The sequence below is a fragment of the Alteromonas sp. WD8-37 genome (assembly GCF_055326825.1).
In genome coordinates this window covers 884,817-899,531 of record NZ_JBUZOV010000001.1, presented here as the reverse complement: position 1 = coordinate 899,531, position 14,715 = coordinate 884,817, and the positions used below count along the sequence as shown (strand labels likewise).

The 14,715-nt window shown below is 51.5% G+C and carries 10 protein-coding genes and 1 other RNA gene; 6 read left to right on the top strand and 5 right to left on the bottom strand.

Translation table 11 applies throughout. From position 1 onward, the window contains the following. Positions 1-349: 349 nt before the first annotated feature. Positions 350-708, bottom strand: a transfer-messenger RNA (tmRNA) gene (gene ssrA / locus ACTUJZ_RS03985). 275 nt (positions 709-983) lie between these two features. Here ssrA and ACTUJZ_RS03980 point away from each other — a divergent pair. Then, complete coding sequence (locus ACTUJZ_RS03980) at positions 984-2,237, top strand: NADH:flavin oxidoreductase/NADH oxidase family protein (protein ID WP_463634960.1); 1,254 nt, start codon at positions 984-986, stop codon at positions 2,235-2,237. A 37-nt stretch (positions 2,238-2,274) separates the two neighbouring features. On the opposite strand, the gene smpB is transcribed toward ACTUJZ_RS03980, so the two are convergent. Beyond that, positions 2,275-2,748, bottom strand: coding sequence for an SsrA-binding protein SmpB (gene smpB / locus ACTUJZ_RS03975; protein WP_463634959.1), 474 nt, complete (start codon positions 2,746-2,748; stop codon positions 2,275-2,277). Positions 2,749-2,962: 214 nt separating this feature from the next. On the opposite strand from smpB, the gene ACTUJZ_RS03970 reads away from it, so the two are divergent. Together ACTUJZ_RS03970 and ACTUJZ_RS03965 are read left to right on the top strand one after the other, a co-directional pair. Beyond that, complete coding sequence (locus ACTUJZ_RS03970; protein ID WP_463634958.1) at positions 2,963-3,391, top strand: type II toxin-antitoxin system RatA family toxin; 429 nt, start codon at positions 2,963-2,965, stop codon at positions 3,389-3,391. Beyond that, positions 3,391-3,753: an RnfH family protein gene (locus ACTUJZ_RS03965; protein WP_463634957.1), complete on the top strand. Its 363-nt coding sequence runs from the start codon at positions 3,391-3,393 to the stop codon at positions 3,751-3,753. The genes ACTUJZ_RS03970 and ACTUJZ_RS03965 overlap by 1 nt, the downstream gene beginning before the upstream one ends. A 20-nt stretch (positions 3,754-3,773) precedes the next feature. Here ACTUJZ_RS03965 and ACTUJZ_RS03960 read toward each other — a convergent pair whose 3' ends face one another. Both ACTUJZ_RS03960 and ACTUJZ_RS03955 read right to left on the bottom strand, forming a co-directional pair. Further along, positions 3,774-4,253, bottom strand: a complete 480-nt coding sequence (locus ACTUJZ_RS03960) for a MarR family winged helix-turn-helix transcriptional regulator (protein WP_463634956.1) — start codon at positions 4,251-4,253, stop codon at positions 3,774-3,776. 27 nt (positions 4,254-4,280) lie between these two features. Further along, a complete protein-coding gene (locus ACTUJZ_RS03955; protein ID WP_463634955.1) occupies positions 4,281-6,248 on the bottom strand; it encodes a BCCT family transporter in 1,968 nt (655 codons plus the stop codon). A gap of 305 nt (positions 6,249-6,553) precedes the next feature. Between ACTUJZ_RS03955 and ACTUJZ_RS03950 the strand changes: the two genes are divergently transcribed. Both ACTUJZ_RS03950 and ACTUJZ_RS03945 read left to right on the top strand, forming a co-directional pair. Then, positions 6,554-9,247, top strand: coding sequence for a TonB-dependent receptor (locus ACTUJZ_RS03950; protein WP_463634954.1), 2,694 nt, complete (start codon positions 6,554-6,556; stop codon positions 9,245-9,247). Positions 9,248-9,335: 88 nt separating this feature from the next. Next, complete coding sequence (locus ACTUJZ_RS03945; RefSeq protein WP_463634953.1) at positions 9,336-11,291, top strand: tetratricopeptide repeat-containing sulfotransferase family protein; 1,956 nt, start codon at positions 9,336-9,338, stop codon at positions 11,289-11,291. On the opposite strand, the gene ppsR is transcribed toward ACTUJZ_RS03945, so the two are convergent. Beyond that, positions 11,288-12,100 carry a posphoenolpyruvate synthetase regulatory kinase/phosphorylase PpsR gene (ppsR, locus tag ACTUJZ_RS03940; RefSeq protein WP_463634952.1) on the bottom strand — a complete coding sequence of 271 codons (813 nt, stop codon included), beginning with the start codon at positions 12,098-12,100 and terminating at the stop codon, positions 11,288-11,290. The two genes, ACTUJZ_RS03945 and ppsR, sit on opposite strands and share 4 nt — an antisense overlap. Before the next feature lie 190 nt (positions 12,101-12,290). Here ppsR and ppsA point away from each other — a divergent pair, with 190 nt between their 5' ends. After that, positions 12,291-14,663 (top strand): phosphoenolpyruvate synthase, encoded by a 2,373-nt coding sequence (ppsA, locus tag ACTUJZ_RS03935; RefSeq protein WP_463634951.1) that lies wholly within the window; start codon positions 12,291-12,293, stop codon positions 14,661-14,663. The last annotated feature ends 52 nt before the right edge of the window (positions 14,664-14,715 follow it).

Below are 14,715 nucleotides of genomic sequence, written 5' to 3'. Positions count from 1 at the left end.
AAAGGCCCGCCGAATGGCGAGCCTTTTGGCGGGATTGTATTCAGCGCCATCTCTGGCGCTGCCCCTGGCGGGCGTCTACGGCGATACAAATTGTTCCTGACAATTTGTGAACCCGCTACGCGGCTTCAATTCCACTAGGCTATAAAATAAACAACCATGCCAGATGGATGGCAGATAGGGCAGAAGACTTTGGGCGGGATTGTATTCAGCGCCATCCCTGGCGCTGCCCCTACGGGCGCCTGCGGCGATACAAATTGTTCCTGACAATTTGTGAACCCGCTACGCGGCTTCAAGCTCATCAAACTCAAGACACAAAAAAGGCCCGCCGAATGGCGAGCCTTTTGTTGTGTGGTGGAGCTGGCGGGATTTGAACCCGCGTCCAGAAAATGTCAACTTTTGGTACTACATGCTTAGTTTGTCTTTTGTTTAACTACTTCGGACCCCGACAAACAGGCTTCCTCGTAGCGGTCCTGATACTATTTCGCGGTTCAACCTCAGGAGAGTTTCCCTCGCTAGTTTGCTTATATGACCTTCCGAATCCACGCTAGCAAACAAAGCTGTGGTGGAAGGGCCTATACCGGTTTTTAAGCGGCTAGTGCGTAGTTTTCGTCGTTTGCGACTATTTAAATGCGGTTTTTTTAAGAGGCCAACCGCCTCCTCTGCATGCACCTCCAGCGTCCTAGATCCTGTCGAATCCTAATCAGCCCCTGAAGTGTGTCAACCAATGGCTCGCCATGACTGGGCGTTGCCACCAGAGATCTTGAATTATACGGTGTTTATACCGCCTGCACAAGTATACGCTCGATGTAACCGATTAGATTTCAACCGGTTAGAAAAATTTGTGTGAATCATTTTTGTTGCCTTTCTTTAAGATGAGGTAAAACTATCTGAAAACAAGTGATTAGGCACAAAAAAAGCTAACAGAGGGTGCAATTTAATGTGCAGATCGGTAAAGTACGCAGGCATTCAAAAGAGCCTAAGCTATGTCATCACAATCGGTACTGTTTCAGCCGCTAACCTTACCCTGCAATAAAGTTCTGCCCAACCGGGTGATAAAGTCGGCGATGGAAGAAAATATGTCGGGGGCGCAATTATTGCCCGACCGTAATCTGTTTTCTTTGTACCGATACTGGGCGCATGGCGATCTGGGCGCCATTATTACCGGCAATGTGATGGTCGACAGAACTGCCATGACCGGGCCGGGTGGGGTAGTACTGGATGCTGAGAGCCCGCTGGCCCCCTTCGCCGAATGGGCGCGGGTGATGCGCTCAGGGGGGGCGCTGGCCATCATGCAAATCAATCATCCAGGCCGCCAGGTGTTCAAAACAGTCAACAAAACCGCTATTGCCCCCTCAGCGATACCGCTGCAACTGGGCCGTTACAGCCGGCAATTCGCCCAGCCCCAGGCGGCCAGCTGTGAACAAATCTACACCATTACTCAGCAGTTTGTAACTACCGCAATGCGCGCTCAGGAAGCCGGCTTTGACGGGGTGCAGATACATGCAGCACACGGCTATTTGTTATCGCAATTTTTGTCGCCATTGGTAAATCAACGGGATGATCAATGGGGCGGTAGCCTGGCCAATCGGGCCCGCTTGCTGATCAATATTGTTAGCCAGGTGCGTGCCAGTTGTGGCAATGATTTTGCGGTAATGGTTAAACTTAACGCGGCTGACTTTCAGCGCGGAGGCATGACCGCTAATGAAGCCATTGAAGTGGTGGCTCATTTAAATAACCTGGGTGTGGATGTGGTAGAAATCAGCGGCGGCAGCTATGAGTCGCCGGCGATGCAAGGCCGCGCCGAGGATCCAAAAGCCATCCGGCGCGAGGCCTATTTTATGGATTTTGCTAAAGCAATCAGCCAGGTAGCACAGATGCCGGTGATGACTACCGGTGGTATCCGACGTCAGGCAGTGGCAGAACAGGTGCTGGCCCAGGGCTGTCAGCTAGTGGGCATCGCCAGTGCGCTGGCGAGTACCCCAGAGCTGGTCAAAATATGGCAGCAAAAGCCGGGGTTTGAGGCCACCACTGTGCAGTGTCACTGGCCGGATAAGACCCTGGCCAGCTTAGTGACCATGGCGATGGTGCGCCGTCAGCTTCGCCGCTTAGGCAATGACTTATCTACGCTGGAGCAACCTTCGGCACTGGGCAGCCTGGTATTAGACACGGTACATCGATTACGCTTAACCCGGCGTTACCGCGACTATGCCCGCCACTGGGACCTGTCTCAAGGATAACATTCCCCAAGCCTGCTGATCTAAAAAAGCACAGCGCTTAGACGCTATGCTTCATCACCCGTTCTTTCTGACGCTGCCAGTCACGCTCTTTGACAGTATCGCGTTTATCCTGGGAAAGTTTTCCTTTGGCCAGATAAATTTCTAATTTCACCCAGCATTTTTTCCAGTACATGGCTGTGGCCACAATGGAATAGCCCTGGCGATCGCGTGCACCCATCAGGCGGTCTAATTCGCGCCGGCCAAGCAGCAGCTTACGTGCGCGCTCAGGTGCGCACACCACATGGGTGGAGGCTTGCTGCAATGGGTTGATGCGACACCCCACCAGATAGGCTTCACCATTTTGGATGATCACGTAGCTGTCGGTAATGTTCACCTTACCTTCGCGAATACTTTTGATTTCCCATCCCTGCAACGACATGCCGGCCTCAAACTTGTCTTCAAGATGAAACTCGTGCCGTGCTTTTTTATTCAGCGCGATGGTACCGCTGGTGTTTGCTTTATTCTTTTTCATGGCCGCCATTATACTAAATGCATGTGCAATGTCTGTAGTTTGTCTGTCCGAATGATGTCGGTTTGCGCTAAACGATACAGCAGTCTACGTGTGTGTCTCCAATATGGGGCATTCTTAACAAAAATCAAAGTGTCACAGCCGGGCAGGGTGTAGGTGGACGTTAGAACTCATGCTAAACTGCCGTATCTGTTTTTTTTGTTATTAGTGAAGGTTAATGCCAAAAATTGAACGAAGCGCACTGGTTAACTACAGTGCCCAGGCGATGTACGATCTGGTCAATGATGTCGATTCTTATCCGGAATTTTTGCCTGGCTGTAAAGACAGTAAAGTGCTGGCGCGGGAAGACAACATGATGAAAGCCTCGTTGCTGGTAGCCAAAGCCGGCGTAAAGCAGTGGTTTACCACCAAAAACACCTTAGAGCCTGCCCGTCATATTCATATGCAGCTGGTTGACGGGCCGTTCAAACGTTTAAGAGGCGGCTGGACCTTTTCGCCGTTGGCCGATGATGCCTGCAAGATTGAGCTAAAGCTGGAATTTGAGTTTACCAGCAAGCTCACCGAACTGGCCTTTGGCAAGGTGTTTAATGCCCTGGCCGCCAGCATGGTCAAAGCATTTACCGATCGGGCCAAACAGGTTTATTAATGAGCCGTATTTTAAATACCGAAGTGGCGTATGCATTACCGTCGCGTCAGTCGATTATTGATGTGGCGATTGCTGAAGGCGCCACTGTTCAGGAAGTGATTGAAGCCTCCAGGATCACCCAGTTGTACCCTGACATTGATCTTAAAACCTGCAAAGTGGGCATCTGGAGCCGCACGGTGAAGTTATCTGAAGCTGTCAAAGACGGTGATCGGGTAGAAATTTACCGGCCGCTAATTGCCGATCCAAAAGAAGTACGTAAACGCCGCGCCGAGCGGGCCAAAGAAGAAGGCCGGGCCGATAAAGTTACCGGCGGCCGGCCAAATTCGCCAAAAGGCAAAGCGGAAGACAAAACAGAAGAGTAATTCCCTGCATCCGCAGGGGATTACAAATGCTTGTCCGAAATGTTGCCCACTTCCAAAAAGGGTGAAGCATCAATCTTCTCAGCATCCATCATGGTGGCAATGCGTTGCATGGTCGCCACCATCTGCGACTGCTCCCATTCTTTTAAGTGATTGAAACGCTCAATAAAGTGCTCTTGCAGCGGGCGGGGCGCATGTTCCAGCGCCTGATTGCCCAGTTCTGTTAAATGCACACTCACCTTGCGCTTATCTTTGGTACTGCGAATCCGCCTGGCCAGCCCGCGGGTTTCCAGACGGTCCAGAATATTGGTGATGGTGGCGGGGCTTAAGTTAATGCTATCAGCGATTTCCCGCACCATCACACCGGGATTAGCCTCAATATTTTGCATCACCATAAGCTGTGGGCCGGTCAGACCCACACTTTTACTAAGTTGTTTGCTTCGCAAATCAACTGCCCGGATAACACGCCGAAGTGCTACCAATAATTCTTCTTCTTTGCGCATGTACCTGTCCTAATAACTCCTCATTTCTTACATTAAATGAAGAAAATGCTGATGTTTATGATAATGGTCGACGATATCGTTGATGATAGCGAGCTTCGACCAACCCATAATATCATAGTTTTGACCGCCTTCGCCCAAATGCACTTCAGCCCGGCAATAGGTGCTGTCAGCATCGATGGTAGCTTCACCGTCTGATGGAATAAAGTGAGGCTGGTCTTCATGGGTCAGGTAAACCGCATAGATAAAGTCAGTCTTGCCGGCCATGTGCACGGTCAGGCGTAACGAGTCTTTCTGGTCCAGCAGCTCTACGTCAAAGCCCTGGTTTTTAAACTCTGCGGCCACATCTTCCATGGCTGGTTCAATAACCTTTTGCATAAAACGGTGCACGGTTTTTTCATTAGGAAAGCTGATGATATTCTCCAACCTTTCCTGCCAGCCACCATCAGATGCTGTTGATGGCGGCTGCATGGCGGTCATACTCAGACTTTCACGCTTGTAGTCATCTAAGCGCAACGCACGGAACAGCCCATACATGGCCACAAGCAATATCACCGAGAACGGCAGAGCCGAGATGATGGTCATGGTTTGCAGCGCGCCCAGTCCGCCTGCATACAGCAAGATGGAAGCTACCACGCCCACACCGACAGCCCAGTAGATACGCTGCCACAGCGGGGTATCGTTGCGGCCATACGAGCACAACATATCCACTACCATGGCGCCTGAGTCACAACTGGTCACAAAGAAAATGATGATCATCAGTACCGCCAGCATACTGAGCACACTGGATAGCGGGAAGTTCTCCAGGAACACAAACAAGGCCACCGAGGAGTCTTCATCCACCATACTGGCCAGGCTGGTCATGCCTTCGGTAAACACCAGGTCAATGGCAGTGTTACCAAACACGGTCATCCACAGCAGGGTAAACAGGGTAGGGATAAGCAGCACCCCAAAGATAAATTCACGAATCGTACGGCCATACGACACACGGGCGATAAACAGGCCTACAAACGGGGCCCAGGCCAGCCACCAACCCCAGTAGAAGATGGTCCAGCCACCAATCCAGTCGGTTTTTTCGTAGGCAAACAGATTTAGGGTGTTACGTACAATGTCTGATACATACGCGCCGGTGTTTTGCAGATAAGCCTGCAGCAAAAATACAGTGGGCCCAAGAATAAAGATAAAGGTTAACAGCAGCAGGGCCAGCACCATATTAGTTTCGGATAACCGGCGGATGCCTTTTTCCAGGCCAGTGGCGACCGATACAATGGCCATCAGCACCACAAATGCCATGATACCGATTTGCACACCATTGTTGTTGGGTAAATCAAACAGATAGCTCAAGCCTGCGTTGATTTGCGCCGCGCCTAAGCCTAATGAGGTGGACACACCAAAGATAGTGGAGGTCACTGCAAAGATATCCACCAGGTCGCCTGGCCAGCCGTAAATTTTATCGCCGATAAGCGGGTGCAGGGCTGAGCGTAAGGTCAGCGGCAGATTGTGGCGAAAGGCAAAATATCCTAAAACCAGCGCCACGATGGCGTAGATGCCCCAGGCATGGACCCCCCAGTGGAAGAAGGTGGTTTTCATCGCCTCGCGCACCGCTTCAATCGAGCCAGGCTCAGCAGTGGGCGGGTTCTGATAATGCATAATGGGCTCTGCCACCCCGAAAAACATCAGGCCGATGCCCATACCGGCAGCAAACAACATCGAGATCCAGGTGAGCATGGAAAATTCAGGCTTGGCATGGTCCGGGCCAAGGCGCAGCTCGCCAAAGCGGGATACCCCCAAAAAAACGACAGCAATAAGAATAATGGCCACGGTCATGATGTAGAACCAGCTGCCATTTAAAACGATGCTGTCCTGAGCGCTTTGAAACACCGCATTGGCGCGCTCCGGGTCAGTCGCGGCGAATATCATCAGTGCCACAATTAAAAGTGAAGAGGTAACAAATACCTTCTTATTTAACGGGCCGGTGTCGGTGTCTTCACTGTTCACTGGGTATTCCTTCTATTGATGGGGATTGCAATGTGTAAAACATGGATGAATCTAAGTACGGCGCAATATACGTTAAGGTGCAGTGGATTTAAACTTTTGCTGTAATAATTAGAGTTCAATTTGATTTTTACAGTAATTTCATGCCAAATATAAAAGGATAAGGCGATTAACAGCCTTCTCGCATACTAAGTAACCAGTAGAAAAGAAATAATAATACAGCTGGGCGCAAAGGACGTTGTATCCACTCTAATGATGCGTGAATAAAAAGTATTCAAATTAAATTTATTACAGGAAACACACTAGCGATGAAAAAATCACAGCTAAGCTGCGCCATCCTGGCTGCCCTTGCTACTACGCCGGCGCTGGCGCAAGAGCAAAGCGGCAATGCAAAAATTGAAACCATTGAAGTAACAGCTACAAAGCGGACGGAGTCTATCCAGGATGTGCCGGTGGCCGTTACAGCACTTAATGGCAAAGCACTGGAAAACATGGGCATCGACAATTTTCAGGATTATGTCGAGTTTTTGCCTAACGTAACCTTCCAGGGCACCGGCCCGGGGCAGAATGAAATCTATATCCGCGGTGCCGCCACCACGCAATCAAATATCATGCTGTCGTCAGTTCAGGCGTTGCAGCCGTCTGTGGCTTTCTATTTGGACGAACAGCCGGTATCCATGGCTGGGCGTAATCTGGATGTGTATGCCACCGATGTGCAGCGGGTCGAAGTACTGCCAGGGCCGCAGGGCACTCTGTTTGGTGCCAGCTCGCAGGCCGGCACGGTACGCATGATCACCAATAAACCACAGCATGATGGTTTTTCCGCCGGGGTTGATACCAATATTGGTTTCACCAAAGGCGGTGAGATGAGCAATGCGGTAGAAGCCTTTTTCAACATGCCTATCACAGACGACCTGGCGGTGCGCGTGGCTGCGTATAACGATCGCCAGGGCGGCTGGATTGACAATATTCAAAACGATCCTGGTAATGGCGGCTATATCAGCAGTGCACAGGTGATCAGCCGCATCTCCGGCGGTGTATTGTCTGACCCGGCTACCATGGATGCCAACCGCATCACCAACCCGGACATCAATTCGTCCACCGAAGCCTCGGTCATTTCGCCGCAGAATGATGCGCTGGTGGAAGACGACTTCAACGATGCCGTGTATGCCGGTGCCCGTTTTGGTTTATCGTATATCTTCAATGAACGCTGGGATCTGTTGGTGCAACACACCCAGCAAACATTGGACACCGAAGGTGTGTTTGCCTACGATCCAAACCTGGATGGCGAAACTTCGGCTAACCGCTTTCAACCAGAAGAAAACAGCGATGAATTTGGCTTAACCACCTGGACCCTGGAAGGGCGCCTGAATAAGCTGGATATGGTGTATACCGGCGGTTACCTGGACCGTGAAATCGATACCCTTGCCGATTATACTGGCTACACCAACGGTGGTTTGTTCTCGGCGTTCTACGTGTGTAATTACGACGGCGGCGATGCCATTGCGCCAGAAGATGAGCGTTGTCTGGATCCCACCAAGTATTACCGCGAAGATACCACTACCACGCGCTCTACTCATGAGCTGCGCTTTAACACCACCATGGATACACCGTGGCGTGTCACTGCCGGCCTGTTTTATGATGAACAGGAAGTGGCGACCGTTGGCCAGTTTAAGATTGCCAGCACCGACAAGTTTCCTAATCTGGCGCGCGAGCTGGTGGGCACCGACAGCATCAACTCTGACGGCGGCCCGTTTCCGTCTGAAGTGAGCTTTGTGAATGATATCACCCACACCATCGAGCAAATGGCTGTGTTTGGCCAGTTTGAATATGAACTGACTGAATCACTGACCGCTAGCATTGGCGCGCGTTGGTATGAAATTGATGATGAATACAAAGGCTCAACCACGACTGTAGATGTGTCGCGTCGGGTGCGTGCTTTTGGCAGCCAGAACCCTGAGGAACTGGCAGCAGTGGGTGAAGACCCGGATGCTGTCCTCGAAGCGATTAACAATGGCCAGCTGGAAGTGGGCGACATGGACAGTGACGGCGTGTTGACCGTCAGTGATACCATTTTCAAGTATGCGCTGGACTGGAAAGTCAACGAAGATGTGCTGTTGTTTGCTAACTATTCAGAAGGGTTCCGCCCGCCGGTGACCAACCGTGTTGGTGGTGGCCTGGCCACAAATCAGACCGGCAAGTTCGAAAACTTCCGCATCCCTGTGTACTCCACCACAGATACGCTGGAAAACTACGAACTGGGTATGAAAGGTGATTTCTTAGATGGCATTTTACGGGTCAACGCTACCGCGTATTACTCGGAAATCAGCGATCTGCAAACTTCACGTTTTGACCCCACCAACATCTCATTTTTGGTGTTTACCGATAACGTGGGAGATGCCGAGATCACCGGTTTGGATGCCGACCTGACCTGGCTGGCAACCGACGACTTGGTCATCAACGCCGCGTTTAGTGTACTGGACACCGAACTGGTGCGAATCAACGAAGAGCTGCAGGGCATTTCTGCCGGTGTAGGCTCCGAGCTGCCGTATTCCGCTAGCTTCTCCGGTAATGTCAACGCGCGCTATTTCTTCTCGCTGGACGGCGGTAAGCGCGGCTACGTGAATGGCTCGGTAAGCTATACCGGCGACCGGGTTGCCGGTATGGCCATGGATGCCTATGTGGTGGAAGATGCTACCCAGCTTATCTATGGCACCGGTTCCGGCCTGGAAATCCAGGACGAAGCAGCAGTGTATGAAGGGGTAACTTATACCGATCGTAACGGTGAAGTGTTCCGTGGTGGCCGCTATGTGCAGGATGCCTATGTATTGGCTAACCTGGCAGTGGGTGTGACCAACGATGAGTGGAAAGCCGAGCTGTATGTCGACAATGTATTTGACGAACGCGCGGTGCTGAACATTGATACGCAGCAATTCACGCCTAAAGTTGTGACCAATCGCCCCCGCACAGTGGGTGTGCGCTTGTCTTACGACTTTTATTAATCGCCACACTTTGATGTAATAAAACGGCAACCAGCAGGTTGCCGTTTTTGTATGAGCGCACCTATATAAAAAGGCAGATATCATTACCATGCACGACCTAAACGCCACTGCATCGATAAAACAGGCCATTCAGCATTCCCAATTCGACCACGCTGTGGCCCTGGCCGATGAGCAGTTGACCCAGGCCAGCGAGCCTCAACAACCCGGCCTACTGTATTTAAAAGCGGTGGCGCAGCGCTTGGCCAAACAGTTTAACGCGGCGCTTGCCACCTTAGATGCACTGGTCCAGCTACAGCCCGATTATGGGCGCGGCTATCAAGAGCAGGGCTATTGCCTGCAGGCCCTGGGGCAAACTGACCAGGCCGCCAGCGCATTTTATCAGGCCACCCGCTTCAACCCGGCGCTGGTAACCGCCTGGAAACAATTAATCCCGTATTATGAGCGCATCGGCAACCAGGCTGCTCTGGCCATTGCCACAGAGCAGCTTAAGTATTTCATCAGCCTCGAACGCCCTCTGTTAGGCGCTTGTGATTTGATGCACGAAGGCCAGTTGCACAAAGCCGAGCAGGTCTGCCGGCAATTTTTGCAACAACACAAACATCATAGTGAAGCCATGATGTTGCTGGCTGAAATTGGCCTGCAGCTAAAGGTGTATCATGACGCCGAATTTTTGTTAGAAAGCTGCGTGGCGCTGTATCCAGACAATGAACGTGCGGCGCGGGCCTACCAGGCCTTATTGCTTAAGCTGGGTAAGTACCCGCAGGCGCTGGCGTTAATTGAGCGCCGGCTCGCTAACAACAGCCAAGATATCCACCTGCAACTGGCTCATGCCAGTGCGCTGACCGGGGTCGGGCAACATGCCGAAGCCATCACCGTATATCAACAGCTGCTGGCTCAACAGCCGGACCGGCCTTCGGCCTGGGTCGCATTAGGCCATGTGTATAAAACTGCGGGCCAGGTTGATGACGCCATCGATGCTTATCGTACAGCAGCGCAGTATCAGCACGATTTTGGTGATGCGTATTGGAGCCTGGCAAACATGAAAACTTATCGGTTTGATGAGGCGACGCTTTCGACCATGCAGTCTGCTGTCGCCGCGCCAGATACCCGCTTAGACGATGCCATTCATCTGCATTTTGCCCTGGGCAAAGCCTATGAAGACAGCGGGGATACCGATCGCGCCTTTTCTCATTATGCCCGTGGCAATGCGCTAAAAGCGCGCACTCAGAATTTTGATATTACGCGGGTGGAGCAGGCCATACAGGCCCAGCAAAAGGCCTGTGATAGCAGCCTGTTTAACCCGCAGGTGGGGTGTGCTGATCCGGCACCTATTTTTATTGTTGGCTTACCCCGGGCAGGCTCTACCTTGCTCGAGCAAATTCTGGCTTCGCATTCGCAAATTGATGGCACCATGGAGCTGCACGATATTCTTGGCCTGGCCTCGCGGATCAGCGGGCAGCAGCAACCGTACCCCTATAATCTTGCCAGCCTGACCGATGCCCAGTGTGAGCAGCTGGGCCGCCAATATATCGAACAAACCCGGGCTTACCGGCAGGGCGCGCCGTTTTTTATTGATAAGATGCCCAACAACTTTATTCATATTGGGCTGATTAAGCGCATTTTACCCAATGCCAAAATCATTGATGCGCGGCGCGAGCCGCTCGCCTGTTGCTTTAGCGGATTCAAGCAATTGTTTGGAGATGGCCAGGAATTTAGTTATTCGCTGAGCGATATTGGTCGCTATTACACCGCGTACGAAAAGTTGATGGACCACTGGCATTCAGTGTTGCCCGGGCAGATCCTGACCGTGCAGCACGAAGATGTGCTGGATGACCTGGAAGGCCAGGTTACGCGCATGCTGGAATATCTCGGCCTACCGTTCGAACCGACCTGCCTGAAATTTTATGCCAGTAAACGAGCAGTCAATACCCCCAGTGCCCAACAGGTGCGCCAGCCGATTTTTCAGCAAGGCCGGCATCAGCACAAAGCCTTTACCGATCACCTGGCCCCACTGTTTGAAGCTCTGGGACGCAGCCCGGCTTAGTATTTTTTACGCTGCAAACCGGTTTCGGCCAGAATTTTGGCCGAAATCTCTTCCACCGAAAAGCGGGTGCTGTTTAAAAATGGGATCTTTTCGCGCCGGTACAGGTTTTCCACCTCACGCAGCTCCATACGGCATTGCTGAATCGATGCATAGCGGCTGTTAGCCCGGCGTTCCGAGCGGATCTGATGGAGCCGTTCGGGATGAATGGTCAGGCCGAATAATTTGTTTTTAAAGCGGCGCAGCGCTGGTGGCAGCTTCAACATATCTCCCATGTCTTCTTCGGTGAACGGATAGTTGGCTGCCTTGATGCCATACTGCAACGCCAGATACAGGCTGGTAGGGGTTTTACCGGAGCGCGATACGCCAACCAGGATAATATCGGCCTGATGGTATTCTTTTAAATTGGAGCCATCATCATTGGCCAGCGCATAGTTGACCGCCTCAATACGGATATCGTACGTGGTTTCGTGAATACTGTGGGTGCGGTGCTTTTCGGGTTTAGACGGCACCCCCAGCACTTTTTCCACCGGAGCCACAAATTGGTCTAAAAAATTGTAATTGATGCCCACCGAACGCGAGATAATATTGCGTACATCTACATTCACAATTGTATAAAAAACGAGCGGCCTTTCTCCGCTATCTTGAAAACTTTCAGAAATTTTCTCTAAAACCTTGTAAGCCTGTTCTTCAGTTTCAACAAATGGGATTGTCTTGTGATTGAACTGGATAGGGAACAAAGAGAGCAATGCGTGGCCGAAAACCTCGGAGGTAATCGCGGTTCCATCGGAAATATAATAAGCTGTGCGCACAAACTGTTCCTTTCAATGTTGTAATTTATTAACAGGTTTAATAAATATTTTACTTTCAAATTTTACGCATTCTATGATGGCTTTGTCGATACGCCAGTGATTTTGTGTATTTATTCACTCAGGCTCTGGCGGCTACAAACCATTCCATTAAAAAGATGGACACAAATAGACTAAGCTGGAGGCTCAGGCTGTGCAAGAACACGTACTTTGGTATCAAGAATTGGGGATGCAGGATGTGGGTCGCGTCGGCGGCAAAAATGCATCATTGGGAGAGATGATTTCAAATCTAGCCAATGCCGGTGTTCAGGTGCCAGGCGGATTTGCAACAACAGCTGAGGCGTTTAATCAGTTTTTAGTGCAAAGCGGGCTGGATGCACGTATTCACGAAGTGTTGGATGCGCTGGATGTGGATGATATTGCTGCGCTTACAGAAGCCGGCGAAAAGATCCGTCAGTGGATTATCGATACACCGTTTCAGCCAGAGTTCGAACAGGCTATCGCCAGTGCGTTTGAAACCCTGCAGGGTGATGCGGGTGAAGCCGCCTCATTTGCGGTGCGCTCATCGGCCACTGCCGAAGATATGCCGGATGCCTCATTTGCCGGCCAGCAAGAAACCTTCTTAAACGTAAAAGGCTACGAGTCGGTACTGGTGGCCATTAAACATGTTTATGCCTCCTTATTTAATGACCGCGCTATCTCTTACCGTGTGCACCAGGGCTACGACCATAAAGGTGTGGCATTGTCAGCCGGTGTGCAGCGTATGGTGCGCAGTGATATTGCCGCTTCTGGTGTGATGTTCACCATCGATACCGAATCAGGCTTTGACCAGGTGGTCTTTATCACCAGTTCGGTGGGCCTGGGTGAAATGGTAGTGCAGGGCGCGGTAAACCCTGATGAATTTTATGTGCACAAACCCACCCTGGAGAAAGGCCTGCCGGCCATTGTCCGTCGGAATCTGGGCAGCAAACTGACCAAGATGGTGTACTCGGATGATGCATCTCACGGCAAGCAGGTCTCGATTGTAGATGTAGATCGCGCCGACAGTATGGCCTTCAGCCTGACTGATGATGAAGTGCAGGAACTGGCCAAACAGGCTGTGATCATCGAACAGCATTATAAGCGCCCGATGGACATCGAGTGGGCCAAAGATGGCGCGGACGGCAAACTGTATATTGTGCAGGCCCGCCCGGAAACCGTGCGCAGCCGTGAAGACAGCCAGAGCATCGAGCGCTATGCCTTGCGCGGCCAGAGCAACATTGTCTGTGAAGGCCGCGCCATCGGCCACAAAATCGGTGCCGGTACCGCCAAGGTACTGGGCTCCATTGACGAGATGAATAAAATTCAGGCCGGCGATGTGCTGGTTACCGACATGACGGACCCGGACTGGGAGCCCATCATGAAAAAAGCCTCGGCCATTGTGACCAACCGTGGTGGCCGCACCTGCCACGCGGCTATCATTGCCCGTGAGCTGGGGATCCCGGCGGTAGTAGGCTGTGGTAATGCCACCGACAGCATCCAGAATGGCGATAAGGTCACTGTATCGTGCGCAGAAGGCGATACTGGCTTTATCTATGGTGCTGAGCTGGACTTCGATGTGACCACCTCACGCATTGATGCCATGCCAGATCTGCCGCTTAAAGTCATGATGAACGTGGGTAACCCGGATCGCGCGTTTGACTTTGCCCGCCTGCCTAACGAAGGGGTTGGTCTGGCACGGTTAGAATTTATCATCAATCGCATGATTGGTGTGCATCCCAAAGCCTTGCTGAACTACGATCAGCAGCCTGAAGAGCTGAAAGAAGAAATCAACGACATCATCGCCGGCTATGAGTCACCGACCGAGTTTTACATCGAAAAACTGGGGGAAGGCATCGCCACCATCGGCGCAGCATTTGCCCCTAAAAAGGTGATTGTACGGATGTCTGATTTTAAATCGAACGAGTACTTCAACCTGGTGGGTGGCTATCAGTACGAGCCGGACGAAGAAAATCCGATGCTGGGCTTCCGTGGCGCCAGCCGCTATGTGTCTGAAGAGTTCCGTGATTGCTTTGCCTTAGAATGCGAAGCCATCAAGCGGGTCCGTAATAAGATGGGCCTGACCAATGTAGAAATCATGATCCCGTTCGTGCGGACTGTAGAAGAAGGCCAACAGGTGATTGATTTGCTGGCCGAGCAGGGTCTCAAACAGGGTGAGAACGATCTGCGTGTAATCATGATGTGCGAACTACCGTCTAATGCGTTATTAGCGGATAAGTTCCTGGACATCTTTGATGGATTCTCCATTGGTTCCAATGACCTGACTCAGCTGACCCTGGGTCTGGACCGGGATTCCGGTTTGATTGCACACCTGTTCGAAGAGCGCAACGAAGCGGTGAAAGCCTTGTTATCCATGGCCATTCAAGCCGCCAATAAGCGTGGCAAGTATGTGGGGATATGTGGCCAGGGGCCGTCAGATCACGAAGACTTTGCTGCCTGGCTGGTTAAAGAGGGCATTGATTCTGTGTCGCTGAATCCGGATACCGTGGTGGAAACCTGGTTGTATCTGGCTGAAAGCCACAGCTAACAGACTAGCTAAAGCAGAAAAGCCTGGCATGATGCCAGGCTTTTTTATTGGT

Coding starts and splice junctions, on each gene's coding strand:
- ACTUJZ_RS03980 (WP_463634960.1), top strand. CDS start 984: ATGTCATCACAATCGGTACTGTTTCAGCCGCTAACCTTACCCTGCAAT.
- smpB (WP_463634959.1), bottom strand. CDS start 2,748: ATGAAAAAGAATAAAGCAAACACCAGCGGTACCATCGCGCTGAATAAA.
- ACTUJZ_RS03970 (WP_463634958.1), top strand. CDS start 2,963: ATGCCAAAAATTGAACGAAGCGCACTGGTTAACTACAGTGCCCAGGCG.
- ACTUJZ_RS03945 (WP_463634953.1), top strand. CDS start 9,336: ATGCACGACCTAAACGCCACTGCATCGATAAAACAGGCCATTCAGCAT.
- ACTUJZ_RS03960 (WP_463634956.1), bottom strand. CDS start 4,253: ATGCGCAAAGAAGAAGAATTATTGGTAGCACTTCGGCGTGTTATCCGG.
- ACTUJZ_RS03950 (WP_463634954.1), top strand. CDS start 6,554: ATGAAAAAATCACAGCTAAGCTGCGCCATCCTGGCTGCCCTTGCTACT.
- ACTUJZ_RS03965 (WP_463634957.1), top strand. CDS start 3,391: ATGAGCCGTATTTTAAATACCGAAGTGGCGTATGCATTACCGTCGCGT.